This is a genomic window from Klebsiella aerogenes KCTC 2190, assembly GCF_000215745.1.
Lineage (GTDB): Bacteria > Pseudomonadota > Gammaproteobacteria > Enterobacterales > Enterobacteriaceae > Klebsiella > Klebsiella aerogenes.
The window spans coordinates 3143334-3164038 of record NC_015663.1 but is presented as its reverse complement, the minus strand read 5'-3'; the positions used below and the strand labels follow the sequence as shown (position 1 = coordinate 3164038).

Here is a 20705-nt window from a genome sequence, read left to right as displayed (position 1 = left end):
CATATGCAAATAAGAGGGTAAATCATGATCTTCAACATCCAGCGCTACTCCACCCATGACGGCCCGGGGATCCGTACCGTCGTATTCCTTAAAGGCTGTTCGCTGGGCTGCCGTTGGTGTCAGAACCCGGAAAGCCGCGCCCGCAGCGAAGACCTGCTGTATGACGCGCGGCTGTGTCTTGACGGCTGCGAGCTTTGCCAGCAGGCGGCACCGGAGGTGATTACCCGTAATCTGGATGGCCTGATCATCCATCGGCAAAACGTCAACGACAGCCACATTGCCGCGCTACGCCACTGCTGCCCCACAACCGCGCTGACGGTCTGCGGCGAGGAAAAAAGCGTGACGGAAATTATGGCGACGGTGCTGCGCGATAAACCGTTTTACGATCGCAGCGGCGGAGGCATTACTCTTTCCGGCGGCGAGCCCTTTATGAACCCGGCGCTGGCGCAGGCGCTGTTCGAAGCCAGCCATCAGGCGGGCATTCACACCGCCGTGGAAACCTGCCTGCACGTACCGTGGAAGTACATTGAACCCTCTTTACCGTTTGTCGATCTGTTTCTGGCCGACCTGAAGCACGTCGACGAGGCCGTCTTCCAGCAGTGGACCGACGGCAGCGCCCGCCGGGTGCTGGATAACCTGCAGCGCCTGGCGCAGGCAGGGAAAAAAATCATTATCCGCGTCCCGTTAATTCAGGGGTTTAACGCCAGCGAAGCCGATATTACCGCGATTACCGATTTTGCCGCTGACCGCCTGCAGGTCAGCGAAATCCATTTCCTGCCGTACCACACGCTGGGAATGAATAAATACCAACTACTCAGTCAGCCCTATACCGCACCGGACAAACCGCTGGCCGCTCCCGAGCTGCTGGCCTTTGCACAGCAGTACGCGCAAAGCAAAGGTTTAACGGCGACCCTACGAGGATAACTTATGACCACCTTAAAACTGGATACTCTGAGCGCCCGCATTCAGGCGCATAAAATGGCGCTGGTGCATATCGTTAAGCCGCCGGTTTGTACCGAGCGCGCCCAACACTATACCGCCGCCTATCAGCAACATCTCGATAAACCCATCCCGGTGCGTCGCGCGCTGGCGCTGGCGCATCATCTGGCGGAACGCACTATCTGGATCAAGCACGATGAACTGATCGTCGGCAACCAGGCCAGCGAAGTTCGCGCCGCGCCGATTTTCCCGGAATATACCGTCAGCTGGATTGAGAAAGAGATCGACGATCTCGCCGACCGTCCGGGCGCCGGCTTCTCGGTCAGCGAAGCGAACAAACGCGTATTACATGAAGTGTGCCCATGGTGGCGCGGGCAGACCGTTCAGGACCGCTGCTACGGCATGTTTACCGATGAACAAAAAGCGCTGCTCGCCACCGGCATTATCAAAGCCGAAGGCAACATGACTTCCGGCGACGCCCACCTGGCGGTCAACTATCCGCTGCTGCTGGAAAAAGGGCTCGACGGCATGCGCGCGAAGGTCGCTGAGCGCCGCTCACGCATTAATCTGACGGTGCTGGAAGATCTGCACGGCGAACAGTTCCTGAAGGCGATCGATATCGTGCTCGCGGCAGTGAGCGAACACTGCAAACGCTTCGCTACGCTGGCGCGCGACATGGCGGCGCAGGAGCCGCGCGAACTGCGCCGCGACGAGCTGCTGGCGATCGCCGAAAACTGTGAAATTATCGCCCACCAGCCGCCGAAAACCTTCTGGCAGGCGCTGCAGCTCTGCTACTTTATTCAGTTGATCCTGCAGATTGAATCCAACGGCCACTCGGTCTCTTTTGGCCGCATGGACCAGTACCTCTATCCATACTACCGCCGCGACGTTGAACTGCAGCAATCGTTGGATCGCGAACAGGCCATTGAGCTGCTGCATTGCTGCTGGCTGAAGCTGCTGGAGGTCAACAAAATTCGCTCCGGCTCGCACTCCAAAGCTTCTGCCGGCAGCCCGCTGTACCAGAACGTCACCATCGGCGGGCAAAATCTGGTCGACGGTCAACCGCAGGACGCCGTCAACCCGCTGTCGTACGCGATCCTCGAATCCTGCGGCCGCCTGCGCTCGACCCAGCCGAACCTCAGCGTGCGTTACCACGCCGGGATGAGCAACGACTTCCTCGACGCCTGCGTGCAGGTGATCCGCTGCGGTTTCGGCATGCCGGCGTTTAATAACGATGAAATCGTCATTCCGGAATTTATCAAGCTAGGGATTGAGCCGCAGGACGCCTACGATTACGCCGCTATCGGCTGCATCGAAACCGCGGTCGGCGGCAAATGGGGCTATCGCTGCACCGGCATGAGCTTTATTAACTTCGCGCGGGTGATGCTGGCGACGCTGGAAGGCGGCCGCGATGCCACCAGCGGCCAGGTGTTCCTTGCCCAACAACATGCGCTGTCGAAAGGCAACTTCGCTAACTTCGACCAGGTGCTGGAAGACTGGGATACCCAGATCCGCTACTACACCCGTAAATCCATCGAGATTGAGTACGTTGTCGATACCATGCTGGAAGAGAACGTCCACGATATTCTCTGCTCGGCGCTGGTCGATGATTGCATCGAACGGGCGAAGAGTATCAAGCAAGGCGGCGCGAAGTATGACTGGGTTTCCGGTCTGCAGGTCGGGATTGCCAACCTCGGCAACAGCCTGGCGGCGGTGAAAAAACTGGTCTTCGATCAGGGGGTTATCGGTCAGCAGGAGCTGGCGAAAGCGCTGGCGGAAGATTTTGCCGGCCTGACCCACGAGCAGTTACGTCAGCGGTTAATCAACGGCGCGCCGAAGTACGGCAACGATGACGACAGCGTCGACATTCTGCTGGCCCGCGCCTATCAGACCTATATCGACGAGCTGAAGCAGTACCATAACCCGCGTTACGGCCGCGGCCCAATTGGCGGTAACTATTACGCCGGTACGTCGTCTATCTCCGCGAACGTCCCGTTCGGCGCGCAGACCATGGCGACGCCGGATGGCCGCAAAGCGCACGCGCCGCTGGCGGAAGGGGCCAGCCCGGCCTCCGGTACCGATCACCTGGGGCCAACGGCGGTTATCAGTTCGGTAGGCAAACTGCCGACCGGCGCGATCCTCGGCGGCGTGCTGCTCAACCAGAAGCTGAATCCTGCCACGCTGGAGAACGAGTCTGATAAGCAAAAGCTGATGGTGCTGCTGCGTACTTTCTTTGAAGTGCACAAAGGCTGGCATATTCAGTACAACATCGTGTCACGCGAAACGCTGCTGGAAGCCAAGAAACACCCTGACCAGTACCGCGATTTAGTGGTCCGCGTCGCCGGATACTCGGCGTTCTTCACCGCCCTGTCGCCGGATACCCAGGACGATATCATCGCCCGTACCGAGCATACGCTGTAAGGAAAATACCCGGCCGGCGCTGCGCTGAGCCGGGTGACATCTTCTGTACCCGTTGATAATTGGATAAACTTTCATTCGAAATAAATTTGTGCTCCCCATCACATTGTAATTAGAATGTTACTGGTCGAAGTTAAGCCAGGAGCACCTCTTATGACCGTTAAAGTTATCGTCACCGATATGGACGGAACTTTTCTCAATGACGCCAAGCAGTATGACCGCCCGCGTTTCCTCGCGCAGTTTGCGCAGCTTAAACAGCAAGGTATTGAATTTGTTGTCGCCAGCGGCAACCAGTACTATCAGCTGATCTCATTTTTCCCGGAAATCCGCGAGCAGATTTCATTCGTCGCAGAAAACGGCGCTCTGGTTTACGAGCATGGCAAACAGGTGTTCCACGGCGAACTGACCCGTCACGAATCACAGGTGGTGATTGGCGAACTGCTGAAAGATCCGCAGCTCAACTTTGTCGCCTGCGGCCTGCAAAGCGCATACGTGAGTGATAAAGCCCCGGACGCCTTTGTTGAGCTGATGTCGAAGCACTACCATCGTCTGCAGCGGGTAAGCGATTACCATCGCATCGACGATACGCTATTCAAATTCTCCCTCAACCTGCCTGATAGCGATATCCCACAGCTTATCGATAAACTGCACGTCTCGCTGGATGGGATCATGAAGCCGGTCACCAGCGGCTTTGGCTTTGTCGATTTGATTATCCCCGGCCTGCATAAAGCCAACGGCATCAGCCGCCTGCTCAAACGCTGGAACCTTTCGCCGCAGCAATGCGTAGCAATTGGCGACAGCGGCAATGACGCCGAAATGTTAAAACTGGTGAAATATGCTTTTGCTATGGCCAACGCTGCCGACAGCATCAAAGCCATCGCCGGTTTCACCACCGATGACAATAACCACGACGGCGCGTTGAAGGTGATTCAGGCCGTTCTCGATAAGACCTCCCCTTTCAACGACTGATCCTGTGCCGGGGTATCCGCCCCGGCTTTTCCATTTTGTGCGCCGCTGCATAATTTTAAACTTGCATTAACTCTAATTTAACTTAAATTAACGTTTGTAAGACTTAATACTTTCGAATGAAAGATACAGCGAGGTAATTATGGCTGCTCTCCCTACCCACGAAACATTACCTGCCGACCATAAAGCGGCGATTCGCCAGATGAAACAGGCCCTACGCGCGCAAATCGGCGATGTTCAGGCAGTGTTCGATAAACTCTCGGCGCGCATCAGCGAGCGCCTGGACGAGATTAATGCCCTGAAAGCCGCGGGCCAGGAGGTCTGGCCGACGATCCCGTTTAGCGATATCGCCCAGGGTAAAGTGAGCGATGCGCAGCGCGAGGCGATTAAGCGCCGCGGTTGCGCGGTTATCAAAGGCCACTACCCGCGCGAACAGGCGCTGGCCTGGGATAACGCGATGCTGGAATACCTGGACCTGAACCATTTCGACGACGTTTACAAAGGGCCCGGCGACAGCTTCTTCGGCTCGCTGGAGGCTTCGCGCCCGGAGATCTATCCGATCTACTGGTCGCCCTCGCAAATGCAGGCGCGCCAGAGCGATGAAATGGCGGCGGTACAATCCTTCCTTAACCGCCTGTGGCGCTTTGAGCAGGACGGCAAACGCTGGTTCGATCCGGATGTCAGCGTGATTTACCCTGACCGCATCCGCCGCCGCCCGCCGGGAACCACGTCAAAGGGGCTGGGCGCGCATACCGATTCCGGGGCGCTGGAGCGCTGGTTGCTTCCCGCTTATCAGCAGGTTTTCGCCAACGTCTTTAATGGCAATATCGACGCCTACGATCCGTGGGACGCGGCGCATCGTACCGAAGTGGAAGAGTACACCGTCGATAACACCACCAAATGTTCGGTCTTCCGCACTTTCCAGGGTTGGACAGCGCTGTCGGACATGATCCCCGGTCAAGGGCTGCTGCACGTGGTGCCGATCCCGGAGGCGATGGCTTACGTTCTGCTGCGTCCGCTGCTGGATGATGTGCCGGAAGATGAACTATGCGGCGTCGCGCCGGGCAAGGTACTGCCGATCTCTGAGCAATGGCATCCATTGCTCATCAAAGCGCTAAGCTCGATTCCCGCGCTGAATGCCGGTGATTCCGTCTGGTGGCACTGCGATGTCATTCACTCGGTCGCGCCGGTGGAAAATCAACAGGGCTGGGGCAACGTCATGTACATCCCGGCCGCGCCGATGTGCGAGAAAAACCTCGCCTATGCGCAGAAGGTAAAAATCGCGCTGGAAAAAGGCGCCTCGCCGGGGGATTTCCCGCGTGAAGATTACGAATGCGACTGGCAGGCGCGCTTCACCGTTGCCGATCTTAACGATCACGGCAAACGCGCATTGGGCATGAAGATCTAATCATCATACAGACCTTGCTGTTCTACGGCGGTATGGCTCTTGCCTGGCCGGATCCGCCGCACCGAATCGCGTACCACCAGGGCGCCGTGCAGCAGTAGCGAGCCGTGCGGCGCTTCCGGGCGCAGCAGACGCTGCTGCAAAAGATGCACCGCCTCGCTGCCGAGCTCATCCCGCGGCACATGAATCGCCGTTAGCGGCACGTCCTGAATCGCCGCCAGATTAAAACCGTCGATACTCATCACCGAGACATCCTGCGGCACCCGCAGGCCTCGTTTTTGCAGCGCGCTGACGGTACCGGCGGCCATAAAATCGCCGCCCACCAGAAACGCCGTCGGCATCGGGCGCCCCTGTAAAGCGTCGAGCCAGGCCCCGACCTGCTCTTCCGTTTCTCTGGCGCTAAAGTTGGCGACGCTAATCAGGTCGCGGCTACCGGTAAATCGCAGGTTGCGCGCGCGCCACGCCTCCTTGATACCCACTAGCCGTAGCTCCATGGTATAGCGGCGCAAGCACATCACGTTCATTACCGCCTGATGGCCCATATCAAACAGATAACGAGCGGCGCACTGGCCAATCAGCCGATGATCAGGCGCAATAGAAGGAAGCCGCATCCCTTCATCCCGGCAGTTAATTAATACGCAAGGTTTGCCAAGATCCGCCGCCAGCGCGTGGATATGCCGATCGTCGATACCCAGCAATACCGCCGCCTGGGTGTCGGTCTCGTTCATGCGGGCCAGAAACAGATTGGCGTCGCTGTCGTTTTCTTCCAGCGCGCAATAGCGCAGACGTACTTCATGCGGCGCCAGCGCGTTATTAATACTCTGGATGACGCGATAGTAGAAGATATCTGAACGTTCATCGAAGGCCCGTTGCGGAGCAAAAATCAGCAGGTTGTTGAGCAGTAGCCGCCCGGCGGCCAATCCCTGCATCACCCCCAGCTCATGGGCGCAGGCCAATACCGCCTGACGGGCCTTTTCGCTGGTATTCGCTTTTCCGGCTAAGACGCGCGAAACCGTACTGGCTGAAAGCCCGGTGCGGGCGGCAATTTCGGCGACTCGCAGCTTTTTATCCATTCTGTGATCCAGCTCCAATTCAAAAATGAAAGAATTTTCATAGTCGCCAAACCCTGACTAACAAGCAAATACTCCGGCAAATTATGAGAACTACGTCATCTCATGAAAAATTTTGCATAAATAGCGCTACTGCCCGCCGCCTTTCTCCCTTATTTTGAATTGGTCCAATATCTTCCATACTAGTTATACCAATAGGTATTGAAATAAAAACAAATAATTCAAATAGTTAGAACTATTACGTGACGACTCAGCGGCTGAAGCGTCATTTCCCCCTACAACGTCTTGTGGAGAGTTCTATGAGTCAAGGCCTCAACAATGATATGGCAGTCAGCAAAACGCGCCGGGTGGTGAAAAACCTGCGCTGGTGGGTGCTGGTGCTGTTTTTACTTGGCGTCACCGTCAACTACATCACACGTAACTCGCTGGGGATTATCGCCCCGGAACTGAAAGCCACTCTCGGTATTACCACCGAGCAATACTCGTGGATCGTCGGCGCATTTCAGCTGGCTTATACCATCTTCCAACCGCTGTGCGGCTGGCTTATCGACGTCATCGGGCTCAAGCTGGGCTTTATGGTTTGCGCCACCTTGTGGGCGGTAGCCTGTATCGCGCACGCCGGAGCAGGCAGCTGGCTGCATCTGGCTATTTTACGCTTCTTTATGGGCGGCGCGGAGGCGGCCGCCACCCCGGCTAACGCTAAAACCATCGGCGAGTGGTTCCCGAAATCCGAACGGCCGATCGCCGCCGGCTGGGCTGGCGTCGGCTTTTCTATCGGCGCAATGCTGGCGCCGCCTATCATCTACTTCGCCCACGCCTCCTTCGGCTGGCAGGGCGCGTTTATGTTTACCGGCGTGCTGGCGCTGCTGTGGGTCGTGCTGTGGTGGGCGTTCTATCAGAGCCCGGAAAAGCACCCGAATCTCAGCCAAAGCGAGCTGGAGTACATCAAGCAGGACAACGAAGCGCCGCCAGTGAAGCAGCCCTTTTTTACCGCGCTAAAAACCGTCTCGAAGAACAAACGTTTCTACGGTATCGCCATCCCCGCTTTTATGGCCGAGCCCGCCTGGGCGGTGCTGAGCTTCTGGGTGCCGCTGTACCTGGCGAAAGAGCACGGTATGGATCTTAAACAGATAGCGATGTTCGCCTGGCTGCCGTTCCTCGCCGCCGACCTTGGCAGCGTGGTCAGCGGCTATCTCACCCGCCTGTACGTCCGTTGGTTCGGCTGTACGCGAGTCAATTCGGTCATCGCCAGTTCCGTGACCGGCGCGTTTCTGATGCTCTCGCTGGCCCTGGTGGCCATTACCCGCGATCCCTATATCACCATCATCCTGATCTCCATTGGCGGTTTCGGCCATCAGATCATCTCCTGCATGCTCAGCGCGCTGGTGGTGGAGTCTTTCGACAAGGGACAAATGGCGACTGTCAACGGTATGCGCGGTTCCGCGGCGTGGATCGCCAGCTTCCTGTTCTCATTATTAATCGGGGTGACCGCCGACAAAATCGGCTTCAACCCGCTGTTTATCGCCATGGGTTTCTTTGACCTGATTGGCGCCGTTTTCCTGGTGGCATTTATTGCTGAACGTCGCGCCAAGCGCGCCTGAGAGTGGATGTAAAATATGAAGACGTTGAAACACTGGAGTTTGCACCAACAGCTGGAGCATCACGTTGAATTGACCGTTGATGGTCAGCACACTTTGTGTCTGTACGTGCTGGAAGAGAATTTATTCCGCGTCCTGCTGAAGCGCCAGGGCCAACTGGCGCTGGATCGCACCTGGAGTATCGCCCCGCAGCAGGATGTGCCGTGGGAAGGCCGTGCGCGGGATGACCTCAGCGGTTTTAGCCTCCCGGCCTGGCAGATGAGCGAAGCGGATGACACGCTGACCATCGCCACCCGCCAGCTGCGCGTTACCGTCCATCAGCCGCTTTGGCTGGAGTGGAGCTATCGCGACGAGGCCGGTGAGTGGCAGACGCTCGCCAATGACCGCCCAACCAGCGCCTATCTGGCAAACGCCCACGGGGATGGCGTCGCCCATTATCTTAGCCGCCGCAAAGATGAACGTTTCTACGGGCTGGGTGAAAAAGCCGGTGACCTGCAGCGTAACGGCAAACGCTACGAAATGCGTAACCTCGATGCCATGGGCTACAACGCCGTCAGCACCGACCCGCTGTATAAACATATTCCCTTTACCATCACGCAGCGCAGCGATATCAGCTACGGCCTGTTCTATGACAACCTGAGCAGTTGCTGGCTGGATCTGGGCAATGAAATCGACAACTACCACACCGCCTATCGCCGCTGGCAGGCGGAGGCCGGCGACATCGATTATTACCTGTTTACCGGTAAGCAGGTGCTGGATGTGACCAAAGCGTTTGTCCGTCTGACCGGTAAAACGCTGTTTGGGCCGAAATGGAGCCTCGGCTATAGCGGCTCGACGATGCACTATACCGACGCACCGGATGCGCAAAATCAGCTGATGAACTTTATCCGCCTGTGCGAGCAGCATGCGATCCCCTGTGATTCGTTCCAGCTCTCTTCCGGCTATACCTCAATCAACGGCAAACGCTACGTCTTTAACTGGAACTACGACAAGGTGCCGCAGCCAAAAGTGATGAGCCAGTCGTTCCACGATGCCGGGCTGAAACTGGCTGCCAATATCAAACCGTGTCTGCTGCAGGATCACCCACGCTATGGCGAAGTGGCGGAACGCGGCCTTTTCATTCGCGATTCGCAAACCGATGCGCCGGAGCGCTCCAGCTTCTGGGACGATGAAGGTTCGCATCTCGACTTCACCAACCCGCACACCGTGACCTGGTGGCAGGAAGGCGTGACCACCCAGCTACTGGAGATGGGTATCGATTCGACCTGGAACGATAATAACGAGTATGAGGTGTGGGACGGCGAGGCGCGCTGCTACGGCTTTGGCCGCGAAATCGCCATTAAGCATATTCGCCCGGTGATGCCGCTGTTAATGATGCGCGCCTCGCTGGAAGCCCAGCAACGCTTTGCGCCGCAAAAGCGCCCGTATCTGATCTCCCGCTCCGGCTGTGCCGGGATGCAGCGCTACGTACAGACCTGGAGCGGCGACAACCGCACCAACTGGGATACGCTGCGCTATAACACCCGTATGGGATTAGGGATGAGTCTTTCCGGGCTGTTTAACGTCGGCCATGACGTCGGCGGATTCTCCGGCGATAAACCCGAGCCAGAACTGTTCGTTCGCTGGGTGCAAAACGGCGTGATGCATCCGCGCTTTACCATTCACTCGTGGAATGACGACCAGACGGTCAATGAACCCTGGATGTACCCGGAAATCACCCCGGCGATCCGCTCTGCCATCGAGCTGCGCTACCGTCTGCTGCCCTATTTGTACACCCTGTTATGGCAGGCGCATGCCGATGACGAACCCATGTTGCGCCCGACCTTCCTCGATCACCAGCACGATACCCAGACCTTCGCCGAGTGTGATGACTTCATGCTGGGGCGCGATCTGCTGGTGGCAAGCGTAGTAGAGCCCGGCGCCCGTCAGCGCCAGCTGTGGCTGCCCGATAATCAGGACGGCTGGTACGATTTTTACAGCCACCAGTGGTTCGCCGGTGGTCAGTGGGTGACGCTGGACGCGCCGCTGGAAAAACTGCCGCTGCTGGTCCGCGCCGGCGCCGGTCTGCCGCTCAGTGAACGTATCAACCACGTCGATGCGCAAAAAGACGATCGTCGCGAACTGCAGTTGTTCCCACTGAAAGGTACCGGCTCAACCCGCGGTTTGCTGTTTGAAGACGACGGCGAAAGCTGGGGCTATAAAGAGGGTGATGCGCTATGGCTGGAGTGGGAAATGACCTGCAGCGCCAACAGCATAAACCTGAAGCTCGACGCTTGCGGCAACTATCGCCCAGCGTGGAAAGCGCTGAAGCTGTCATTACCGGCGGGAGAAAAACGCCAACTGCTGGTGAATGGCGTCGAAGGAACAGAGTGGAGGCTCTGACCATAGGCCGGCTGAAAATGCCGGTATTGGTGGTCCAGAAATCCCCGGTGGCGCTACCGCTTACCGGGGCTACAACACTGTGCGGTTTGGTCGCCCCGTAGGTCGGGTAAGGCGTTAGCCGCCACCCGACAAAAAACGGCACCGCGGGTAGATACTGCTATCGGTTTGCAACGGTTTTGGTCCGGGAAAAACAGTTGTTTTGTATTAATTCAGAGCCTATTGCGCTCCCGAAATGTCTTCTGCGTTATGGCTCGCATGGCGCAGGGAGCGCACAGAGGGCGGCCAGTCGCCGCCGCCCTCTGTACTCCCGGGCTCTGGCCGCCAAAATCGCCACTTCGTGGTTCCTTCGACTTATCCCGCCAGGCTTCGGGTCGGGCCGAGGCAGCGTCCGTGCAAAACACGGCCCTCAGCCCGCATCCATGCGGGCTGCCCCGGCCTTCCGGGAACGTCTCAGCGATTTTGAGGCCACCAACACCGGCAGTTTCAGCCAGCGCGGTGAAGACATTAAAGGCAGGTCGTAAGGACCGTAGGTCGGGTAAGGCGTTAGCCGCCACCCGACAAAAAAACGGCACCGCGGGTAGCCCGGGTAAGGCGTAGCCGCCACCCGGGTAACGGAGAGGGATTACTCGATACCTTTACTGCGCAGGTAATCTTCGTAGTTGCCGCTGAAATCGATTACGCGTTCTGGGGTGATCTCCAGTACGCGAGTCGCCAGCGAACTCACGAACTCACGGTCGTGAGAAACGAAAATCAGGGTGCCCTGATACATCTCCAGCGCCATGTTCAGCGATTCGATCGATTCCATATCCAGGTGGTTAGTCGGTTCATCCATCACCAGGATATTCGGTTTCTGCATCATCAGCTTACCGAACAGCATGCGACCTTTCTCACCACCGGAGAGGACTTTCGCCGGCTTTTTGATATCGTCCTGGCTAAACAGCAGACGACCGAGGATACTGCGTACCGCCTGCTCGTCATCGCCTTCCTGTTTCCACTGGCTCATCCAGTCAAAGACCGTCAGGTCGTTCTCGAAATCTTCGGCATGATCCTGCGCGTAGTAGCCGATACGGGCGTTTTCCGACCACTTGACGGTACCGTTATCCGCTTCCAGTTCGCCGACCAGGGTTTTCAGCATCGTTGATTTACCGACGCCGTTGGTCCCCAGTACCGCCAGCTTTTCGCCAACTTCCAGCAGCAGATTAACCCCTTTGAACAGCGGGCCGTTATCAAAGCCTTTCGCCAGCGCTTCCACTTCCAGCGCGTTACGGAATAGTTTCTTATCCTGTTCGAAGCGAATGAACGGGTTCTGGCGGCTGGAGGCTTTCACCTCATCCAGCTTAATTTTATCTATCTGACGGGCGCGAGAGGTCGCCTGACGCGATTTTGAAGCGTTGGCGCTAAAGCGGCTAACAAAGGCCTGCAGGTCGGCAATTTGCGCTTTCTTCTTGGCGTTATCGGCCAGCAGACGCTCACGCGCCTGGGTCGCCGCGGTCATATATTCGTCATAGTTGCCCGGATACACGCGCAGTTCGCCGTAATCGAGATCCGCCATATGAGTACAAACCATGTTCAGGAAGTGACGGTCGTGCGAAATGATGATCATGGTGCTGTCGCGTTCGTTCAGCACCTGCTCCAGCCAGCGAATAGTATCGATGTCGAGGTTGTTCGTCGGTTCATCGAGCAGCAGGATATCCGGATTGGAGAACAGCGCCTGCGCCAGCAGGACACGCAGTTTCCAGCCCGGCGCGACTTCGCTCATCGGGCCGTAATGTTGCTCCACCGGAATACCAACGCCGAGCAGCAGTTCACCGGCGCGCGCTTCGGCGGAATAGCCGTCCATCTCGCCGTATTTTACTTCCAGGTCGGCCACTTTATAGCCGTCTTCCTCGCTCATTTCCGGCAGCGCGTAGATGCGATCGCGCTCTTGCTTCACTTCCCACAGCTCGCCGTGGCCCATGATAACCGTATCCAGCACGGTGAACTCTTCGAAGGCGAACTGATCCTGGCGCAGCTTACCGATGCGCTCGTTCGGATCGAGAGACACGTTGCCCAGCGTCGGCTCAAGATCGCCGCCGAGGATCTTCATAAACGTAGATTTGCCGCTGCCGTTGGCGCCAATCAGGCCGTAGCGGTTGCCGCCGCCAAATTTGACGGAGATGTTTTCAAACAGCGGCTTACTGCCAAACTGCATGGTGACGTTGCTGGATACTAGCACGAGGATATCCTGAAAATAGAGAATTAGGGATGTGATGAACCAGACATTATGCCAGCAAATGGTTCACTTTTCACGGCTTGCGGTAAAAAGCCCGCCAATAACTATGCTATGGTCAGGGTTTTACCGCAAAATGACCGATTGCTAAGACATAATAATTATCCGCAATTCAGAGGGAATTTATGACCACCCGCACCAGCCATCCTGCATTTATCTCGCTTCAAGGCGGCATCAACTTTCGCGACCTCGGCGGTCAACGCGCGGCCGACGGCCGGCGCGTACGTTCAGGCAAACTGCTGCGCTCAGGCTCGCTGCACAACATGACGCCGGAGGATCTCAATCATCTCAGCGCCATTCCGCTGAGCCGGGTGCTGGATTATCGCGATCCGACAGAGGTCAATCGCAGCCCCGATCGGCTGAATAGCGAAGCCTTTTACCTCAACGCCCCGGCCAATCCGCTTTCCAGCAGCGTCAATGCGAAAGTCACCGAGTTTAACGCCGCGACCCTCAACACCATGGACGGCGAGCAGTTTATGCTACAGCTCTACCGCCAGTTACCGTTTAATAACGCCGCCTATCGCCAGTTGACGCAATGGCTAATGGAGCCTTTTGACGGCGCCCTGCTGCAGCACTGCGCCGTCGGTAAAGACCGCACCGGCGTCGGCTGCGCCCTGACGCTGTTCGCGCTCGGCTGTGATAGCAATACGGTCATGGAAGAGTATCTGCTGACCCAGGGGATGCTGGCGCAGGTCGAAGGATTCCTGCTCGACACCTTCGGCGAAGGCCTTAATGAGCACGGGCGTAAAAATCTCGCCGCCATCATGACCGTTCAGGAGTCATATCTGGCGACCGCGTTGTCCAGCATTGAACAGCGTTACGGTCATGTCGACCGCTGGCTGGAACAGGAATACCGCCTGACGCCACAGGCGCGCGAAGCGTTGCAGTCACGGCTGCTGGAAGATTAATCCACGTTTCATTAACCAGACGATTCGCCGTGAAAGCGGCGCGTTGCGCACTACACTAGTAGCAACAGGAAAAAATTGTGATTTCGTACACATCTGATTTACCTGTTTATCGGAAAGCACATATAATGCGCTCCCATCTACTATCTGAATATCTAACAAGGCCCGTGTGGCGTTGACACCGCGCACGACATGAAGAATATGAAATTATCGACACTCTTAGCGGCAGCCTTCGCCATCGTGGGCTTTTGCAACACAGCTTCAGCTGTTACCTATCCTCTGCCAACCGACGGCAGCCGTCTGATTGGCCAGAACCAGGTCATCACTATTCCAGACGATAATAAACAGCCGTTGGAATATTTCGCTGCCAAATATCAGATGGGTCTGTCCAACATGTTGGAAGCGAACCCGGGCGTGGATACCTACCTGCCAAAAGGCGGTACCGTGCTGAATATTCCGCAACAGCTGATTCTGCCGGACACCGTGCATGAAGGCATCGTCATCAACAGCGCCGAGATGCGTCTGTACTACTACCCGAAAGGCACCAATACCGTGATCGTACTGCCGATCGGTATCGGCCAGTTGGGTAAAGATACGCCGATCAACTGGACGACCAAAGTTGAGCGTAAGAAAGCGGGCCCGACCTGGACCCCGACGGCGAAAATGCACGCCGAATACGCCGCGGAAGGTAACCCGCTGCCGGCAGTCGTACCAGCAGGCCCGGATAACCCGATGGGCCTGTACGCGCTGTATATCGGTCGTCTGTACGCCATCCACGGTACCAACGCCAACTTTGGTATCGGCCTGCGCGTGAGCCACGGCTGCGTGCGTCTGCGTAACGAAGACATCAAATTCCTGTTTGAGAACGTGCCGGTCGGCACCCGCGTGCAGTTTATCGATGAGCCGGTAAAAGCCACCACCGAACCGGATGGCAGCCGCTACGTCGAAGTACACAACCCGCTGTCGACCACCGAAGCGCAGTTCAAAGGCGGCGAAATCGTGCCTATCAGCCTGACTCAGGCCGTGCAGTCGGTGACCAGCCAGCCTGACGTTGACCAGAGCGTAATGGATCAGGCGATCCAGAACCGTTCAGGGATGCCGGTGCGCCTGAACTAAGTTCAGCTAGCACATGAAAACGGCGGGCCTGGTGCCCGCCGTTTTTTTATCTGCATCTGCTAAGCGCTGCGCCAGCAGGGAGCGCTCCCGGTTAGCCGTTATTGACCAGAATGACCCCGCCATGATCGTAGCGGTAGTGACAGTGCGCGTACTCCAGCGGCGTACCGTCTTCCAGATAGATAACCTGCTCAACCTCCAGCACCGGGTCGGTCGGCTCGCAGTTAAGATGTAATTTATCCAGCTCATCCGGCTTAATCGCCCGCACCACCCGATAAGACCCCATCAGCTTCAGCCCCAGCGTCTCCTGCACGTAACGAAACACCGAGCTTTGTAGATGGCTTTTATTGAGCCCCGGCACCAGCGCCACCGGCATTACCGTTAAATCCAGCGAAATCGGCTCGCCGTTAAGCAACCGCAGGCGGACAAAGTCATACACCGGCGCATCGGCGTCGATCAGCAGCGAACTCTGTTCCTTCTCGCTGGGAAAACGCAGTTCAAAGCGCACGACTTCGCTTTGCACCTCGCCGAGATGCTCCCAGGTTTTGGTGGCGCCGAAATAGTCGCTGCCGGGCAGTTCCCACTGCGATAGCTGGAGGAAATTTTTCCGCACAAAGGTACCCTGCCCTTTGCGGGTGTAGATAAGCCCCTCGACAATCAGCTGACGCATTGCCTGCTGGATCGTCATCCGGCTGGTATTGAACTCTGCCGCCAGCGCAAACTGGTCGGGTAACGGCGCGCTGGCAGGATACTGCTGGCTAATGATCCGCTTTTTTATTTCCCGCGCGATATTAAGATACTTCGCCGTCATTCTCCGATCCTTTACTATTTTGTGAGGGGCTGGCGGGCAGCATACACCGCCCGCTCGCCGTTACATCTCTTCGCCATTACTGTGGATAACCCGCTTCAACCACGCGTAGCTTTTCTTCGGTACCCGCTTAAGATCCTTGAGATCGTGGTTTTCACGATTGACGTACACCACACCATAGCGTTTACGCATGTCGCCCTGCGAGCTAAGGATATCGATTAATCCCCAGCCGAGATAGCCTATCACCTGCGCCCCGTCTTCAAACATTGCCGCTTTCATGGCGTTAATGTGGTCACGGTGGTAGGCAATGCGGTAATCATCGGCGACCTGATTTTCGCCGTCCCAGGATTCGATCACCCCAATCCCGTTTTCAATTGGGAAGACCGGCAGCCGCCAGTCGTTGTAATAGCGGGTAATGATCGTGCGGAATCCCAGCGGATCGATCTGCCAGTTCCATTCCGTCGCTTTCAGGTATGGATTGTCCTGATTACCGAACAACATATAGTTGTTCACCGCCGTACCTGGCGGAATCGCGTCGCTATTGAGCGTGCGGCTGGCGTAGTAGCTGAATGCCAGATAGTCGACCTTCACCCTTGCCATCAACGCGATATCTTCAGGACGATAGATATCGTCAAAACCTTCACGGGCGACAAAATGCATCACTTCCGGACTATAGCCCTCGCCCGCGTACGCGCGCAGCAGGTTCTGATTTAAAAACTCGTCCAGTTGCTGGGCGCACAGAATATCGCGCGGCTTACAGGTTGCCGGATAGACCAGCGCATGGGCCAGCATTCCGCCCATCAGACACTGCGGTTTGGCCTGATGCAGATAGTCGGTGAGATGGACGTGCGCCATCATCACGTGGTGCTGGATCTGGTAGAGTTCGCGCAACGTTTTATCGCCACGCAGATAGCCGGTGATCAGAAAAGCCTCCGGCGAATGGTAAAGATTCTGTTCGTTGAAGGTCAGCCAGTACTTCACCTTATCGCCGTAGCAGTCGATCATCTTCTGGCCATAGCGGATAAAAGCGTCCATTACCCGGCGATCGGTAAAACCGTTATAGCGCTCCGCCAGCGACAAGGGCATATCGAAGTGATAGAGGCAGATCATCGGTTCAATACCGCGGGCAATGAGCTCATCAATAAACTGATGGTAGAACGCAATCCCCTCTTCATTAAACTCGCCATCTCCCTGCGGACAGACGCGGCTCCAGGCAATCTGGAAGCGATAGCAGTTCATGCCCAGATCCTGCATTAAATCAAAATCTTCGCGGAAGCGATGGTAGGAGTCGGTCGCTACCTTCCAGTCCGAGGCGAACTCCGACGGTTCACGGATATCGTACACCGACATCCCCTTCCCCCCCTCATTCCACGCCCCTTCGGTCTGCATGCTGGAGACCGAATTACCCCATAAAAAATTGGCCGGTAGTTTGTCTTTCATGGTTCGCCTCTGTATATGACTAGTCATTTAAATGTTATGACTAGTCATATACAAAAAAACTACCGCCGAAGCAAAAGCAGGATCGTTTTCTGTGAGCCATACAAACAAAAAAGATCGCCGCAAGCGGCGATCTTTATAAGCACGAAAAAACAGCGTTACTGCGCGTCAAGCTGCTTACGGCGATATTCCCCCTGGCGCTCCAGCATCCAACCCGGATACTCGCGCGGCAGCGCGCTGACCGCGTCAAGCTGGCGCAGCTCATCTTCACTCAGGCGAATAGCGGTGGCGGCAATGTTATCCTGCAACTGCTCGGCCCGTTTGGCGCCAATAATAACGCTGGTGACCGCCGGCTGATGCAGTAACCACGCCAGCGCAATCTGCGCCACCGAGACCCCTTTCGCTTCGGCTATCACCTGCATAACATCAATGCAGTCAAAGGCGCGATCTTTATTCACCGGCGGGAAATCGAACTCCAGTCGACGACCGCCCGCTTCCGCCTGACCATCGCGGCGATATTTACCGCTCAACAGACCGCCCGCCAGCGGGCTCCAGACCATCAGGCCGAGACCTTCGCTTTGCATCATCGGCACCAGTTCGCGTTCCAGCTCACGCCCGGCAATCGTGTAGTAAGCCTGCAGAGAAGCAAAGCGCGAGAGCCCGAGGCGTTCCGCGATGCCCAGCGCTTTGGCGATTTGCCATGCCGCCCAGTTAGAAACGCCGATATAGCGCACATGCCCCTGCTGCACCAGGGTGTCCAGCGCCGATAGCGTCTCTTCGATAGGCGTCGCCGGATCGAAACCGTGTAATTGATAGAGATCGATATGATCGAGCTGCAGGCGGCGCAGGCTCTCTTTCACGCTGCCCATAATGTGGTAGCGTGAGCTGCCGCGCGAGTTCACCCCAGCGGTGCCGGTTTCGCCGAACACTTTGGTCGCCACCACCACGTTTTCACGCGGTATCTTCAGATTCTTTAACGCCTGGCCGGTGATCTCCTCCGAGCGTCCTTCTGAATAAACGTTGGCGGTATCGATGAAGTTGATGCCCGCATCCAGCGCGCTGCCCACCAGCTGTTCGGCTTCCGCCTGGCGCAGCTGGCCGATTTTTCCCCACATCCCCTCTTCGCCGCCGAAGGTCATGGTGCCAAGGCACAGCTCAGAGACAAACAGGCCGGTATTTCCCAGTTTTTGATAACGCATAGCAGTCTCCTCATTCGGATGATTAACGTCAGCCAGATAGTTATAGCCCGAGCGTCGTCATCGCGAATGGGGTGTTCCTGCCCGTTTCTTGCCCAATCCTCTGAAAATCAGCGCCACAGCGCGAGCATGGCGTAACCGGTAAGCGCCGCCCAGATCAGCAGCGGAATGGAATAAAGATGAAAACGCCACCAGATCCGGCGGTCGCCGGCCATCCGCAGCGCAATCAGGTTCGCCAGCGATCCGGGCAGCAGTCCAAAGCCGCCGACGTTCACCGCCCAGGCTAACAGCATCGTTGGCGGCACGTAATTGAGCAGCAAAATAGTCGACGGCACGTTGCTGATAAACTGCGACAGGCCAATTGCCGTCAGCCATAGCCCGCCATGCGAGAGCTGGCCGACGTCGTTCAGCCACTGCTGCAGCACCGGCAACTGCGTCAGCAGATGAACGTCGATAAACATCGCCATAAACACCAGCAGCAGCGACCAGTCGACGTTGATAATCACCGCTCGCGCCAGCAGCAGGAACCCGACGGCAATGATCGACAGTCCCCAGAGTTCCTGCTTCATCTCCAGCGCCGCCAGAAAGATAAGGTAGAAAGCGAGGCAGCTCCACACCAGCCTCGGCCGCCACTCCGGCGCTTTGTCGCTACTTTGATAATTGAGCCGAGCGGCGGGGAAACAGAACCAACACAGCACCAATAGCGTGATCATCATCGCCGCCGCCAGCGGCAGCATCTGGCCGATAAAGGCAAGAAACGATAGCCCGGAGCGGCCCCACAGTAAAATATTCTGCGGATTGCCGATGGGCGTTAATAAAGAGCCGGCGTTAACCGCCAGCGCTTCAAAAATAATCAGCCGGTTCACCGGGATGGCGCACCATTTTTTTAGCGTTAACGTGAGGGGAACGACAATGAACAGCGCGACGTCGTTGGTCAAAAAAGTGGAAAGCAGCGCGGCAGCCAGCACCATGAAGATGGCCAGTTGGCGTTCGGTGACGAAACGGCGCGCCATTTTGCGCCCCAGCACATCAAAATAACCGCTCAGTTCAATCCCTTTGGTCAGCAGCATCAGCCCACTAAGGGTGATGATAGTGTGCCAGTCGATAGCCTGCCCCCAGCGCTTAGGCGCGAAAGGAACAAACAGGCTAAGGATAACGGCGATAAGTAACAAAAGATGCAGGAAACGGTCGCGAGCGAGCGACTGCACAAGGGGGAGATTCATTCTGCGTGTAATCTCTGGGTAAACAGCTTAAATTGCGCCAGCGTCTCTTCGCTAACGTGGTGTTCCATTCCCTCGGCGTCGCGGCGGGCAATCTCCGGACTCACGCCAATCGCCAGCAGAAAGTTTTCCACTATCTGATGACGCTCGCGGCTTTCATGGGCCAGCTTTTCCCCTTCCGGGGTTAAGAAGATCCCGCGCCAGGGGATCTGTTCGATCAAGCCGACGCTCGCCAGACGCTTAAGCATTTTCGCCACCGTCGGTTGCGAAACGCCAAGACGCGCAGCCATATCCACCTGGCGCGCTTCGCCCACTTCGTTGATCAGATCGGAGATAAGCTCCACATAGTCATCAATCAGCTCGCGACGATGCGCTTCGCGCACCTGACGAAACCCCTCTACGTGTTCTTCGACATTAACCAGCTGCGTCACTTTTTTAGTTATGGGCTTACCTGCGCGACGGTTCATTGTGCTTCCTCGTTGGTGTGACGCGTCAAGCATCATATAAAAGGATCCACATTGTAATGGATTGCGCCCGGAGCACAAAAAAATAACATTTTAGCCATAGCTATAAAATATAGCCTGTGCTATATCTGTATGTAATGCAAACAGCCATCACGGATTTGACGGCGCGAAAACGCAGGAGGAATAACCATGAACGAATTCAAGAGGTGCTTAAACGTGTTTAGCCATTCACCCTTTAAAGTACGCTTAATGCTGATCGGCATGCTGTGCGACATGATCAACGGCAAACCGCAGCAGGATAAACCTAACCACTAACGCGGCGTCGCCGTACGCCGCTTCATTTTTTTGTCATTTTTCCCCGTTAACCTACCCGGTTGCCTCGCCTTTCAGCGCTTTTTTCAAGTTTTGTAAGCTTTCTCGCAAAACAATCTGTTATGAATAGTTGACCTTACCATTCGCAGGCCCTATCGTTTGTCAGCCCTGCCACTACTGCGGCTCGCAGAGACCCTCTTCAC

16 protein-coding genes are annotated in these 20705 nt (G+C 56.6%); 9 read left to right on the top strand and 7 right to left on the bottom strand.

Going from position 1 to position 20705, the window contains the following annotated elements:
* Window positions 1–24: 24 nt before the first annotated feature.
* From EAE_RS15000 to EAE_RS14985, 4 genes are all read left to right on the top strand, one after another.
* On the top strand, window positions 25–924 hold the full coding sequence (locus tag EAE_RS15000; protein ID WP_015704834.1) for a glycyl-radical enzyme activating protein: 900 nt from the start codon (window positions 25–27) through the stop codon (window positions 922–924).
* A gap of 3 nt (window positions 925–927) precedes the next feature.
* On the top strand, window positions 928–3360 hold the full coding sequence (locus EAE_RS14995) for a formate C-acetyltransferase/glycerol dehydratase family glycyl radical enzyme (RefSeq protein ID WP_015704833.1): 2433 nt from the start codon (window positions 928–930) through the stop codon (window positions 3358–3360).
* 150 nt (window positions 3361–3510) lie between these two features.
* The gene (locus tag EAE_RS14990; RefSeq protein WP_015367562.1) at window positions 3511–4326 is read left to right on the top strand and encodes a Cof-type HAD-IIB family hydrolase; all 816 of its coding nucleotides are present in this window, start codon (window positions 3511–3513) and stop codon (window positions 4324–4326) included.
* Between the two features lie 139 nt (window positions 4327–4465).
* Window positions 4466–5731: a DUF1479 domain-containing protein gene (locus EAE_RS14985; RefSeq protein ID WP_015704832.1), complete on the top strand. Its 1266-nt coding sequence runs from the start codon at window positions 4466–4468 to the stop codon at window positions 5729–5731.
* On the opposite strand, the gene EAE_RS14980 is transcribed toward EAE_RS14985, so the two are convergent.
* Window positions 5728–6801: a LacI family DNA-binding transcriptional regulator gene (locus tag EAE_RS14980; RefSeq protein ID WP_015367564.1), complete on the bottom strand. Its 1074-nt coding sequence runs from the start codon at window positions 6799–6801 to the stop codon at window positions 5728–5730. The two genes, EAE_RS14985 and EAE_RS14980, sit on opposite strands and share 4 nt — an antisense overlap.
* Window positions 6802–7097: 296 nt before the next feature.
* Here EAE_RS14980 and EAE_RS14975 point away from each other — a divergent pair, with 296 nt between their 5' ends.
* Together EAE_RS14975 and EAE_RS14970 are read left to right on the top strand one after the other, a co-directional pair.
* The gene (locus tag EAE_RS14975) at window positions 7098–8399 is read left to right on the top strand and encodes an MFS transporter (protein ID WP_015704831.1); all 1302 of its coding nucleotides are present in this window, start codon (window positions 7098–7100) and stop codon (window positions 8397–8399) included.
* A 15-nt stretch (window positions 8400–8414) separates the two neighbouring features.
* Window positions 8415–10778 (top strand): glycoside hydrolase family 31 protein, encoded by a 2364-nt coding sequence (locus EAE_RS14970; RefSeq protein ID WP_015704830.1) that lies wholly within the window; start codon window positions 8415–8417, stop codon window positions 10776–10778.
* 622 nt (window positions 10779–11400) lie between these two features.
* On the opposite strand, the gene EAE_RS14965 is transcribed toward EAE_RS14970, so the two are convergent.
* Window positions 11401–12993, bottom strand: coding sequence for an ABC-F family ATPase (locus tag EAE_RS14965; RefSeq protein ID WP_015367567.1), 1593 nt, complete (start codon window positions 12991–12993; stop codon window positions 11401–11403).
* A gap of 179 nt (window positions 12994–13172) precedes the next feature.
* Here EAE_RS14965 and EAE_RS14960 point away from each other — a divergent pair, with 179 nt between their 5' ends.
* Both EAE_RS14960 and ldtB read left to right on the top strand, forming a co-directional pair.
* Window positions 13173–13955, top strand: a complete 783-nt coding sequence (locus EAE_RS14960) for a tyrosine-protein phosphatase (RefSeq protein WP_015704829.1) — start codon at window positions 13173–13175, stop codon at window positions 13953–13955.
* A gap of 198 nt (window positions 13956–14153) precedes the next feature.
* Window positions 14154–15068 carry a L,D-transpeptidase gene (ldtB, locus tag EAE_RS14955; RefSeq protein WP_015367569.1) on the top strand — a complete coding sequence of 305 codons (915 nt, stop codon included), beginning with the start codon at window positions 14154–14156 and terminating at the stop codon, window positions 15066–15068.
* Window positions 15069–15159: 91 nt separating this feature from the next.
* On the opposite strand, the gene EAE_RS14950 is transcribed toward ldtB, so the two are convergent.
* The 5 genes from EAE_RS14950 to mntR form a co-directional block, all read right to left on the bottom strand.
* Window positions 15160–15876 carry a GntR family transcriptional regulator gene (locus EAE_RS14950; protein ID WP_015704828.1) on the bottom strand — a complete coding sequence of 239 codons (717 nt, stop codon included), beginning with the start codon at window positions 15874–15876 and terminating at the stop codon, window positions 15160–15162.
* Window positions 15877–15936: 60 nt separating this feature from the next.
* A complete protein-coding gene (locus tag EAE_RS14945; RefSeq protein WP_015704827.1) occupies window positions 15937–17313 on the bottom strand; it encodes a glycoside hydrolase family 1 protein in 1377 nt (458 codons plus the stop codon).
* A 155-nt stretch (window positions 17314–17468) separates the two neighbouring features.
* A complete protein-coding gene (locus EAE_RS14940; protein ID WP_015704826.1) occupies window positions 17469–18509 on the bottom strand; it encodes an aldo/keto reductase in 1041 nt (346 codons plus the stop codon).
* 107 nt (window positions 18510–18616) lie between these two features.
* Window positions 18617–19729, bottom strand: coding sequence for an anion transporter (locus EAE_RS14935; RefSeq protein WP_015704825.1), 1113 nt, complete (start codon window positions 19727–19729; stop codon window positions 18617–18619).
* Complete coding sequence (gene mntR, locus EAE_RS14930; protein WP_015367574.1) at window positions 19726–20193, bottom strand: manganese-binding transcriptional regulator MntR; 468 nt, start codon at window positions 20191–20193, stop codon at window positions 19726–19728. Before mntR ends, EAE_RS14935 begins: the two co-directional genes overlap by 4 nt.
* Before the next feature lie 186 nt (window positions 20194–20379).
* Here mntR and mntS point away from each other — a divergent pair, with 186 nt between their 5' ends.
* Window positions 20380–20505, top strand: a complete 126-nt coding sequence (mntS, locus tag EAE_RS14925) for a manganase accumulation protein MntS (RefSeq protein WP_015367575.1) — start codon at window positions 20380–20382, stop codon at window positions 20503–20505.
* The last annotated feature ends 200 nt before the right edge of the window (window positions 20506–20705 follow it).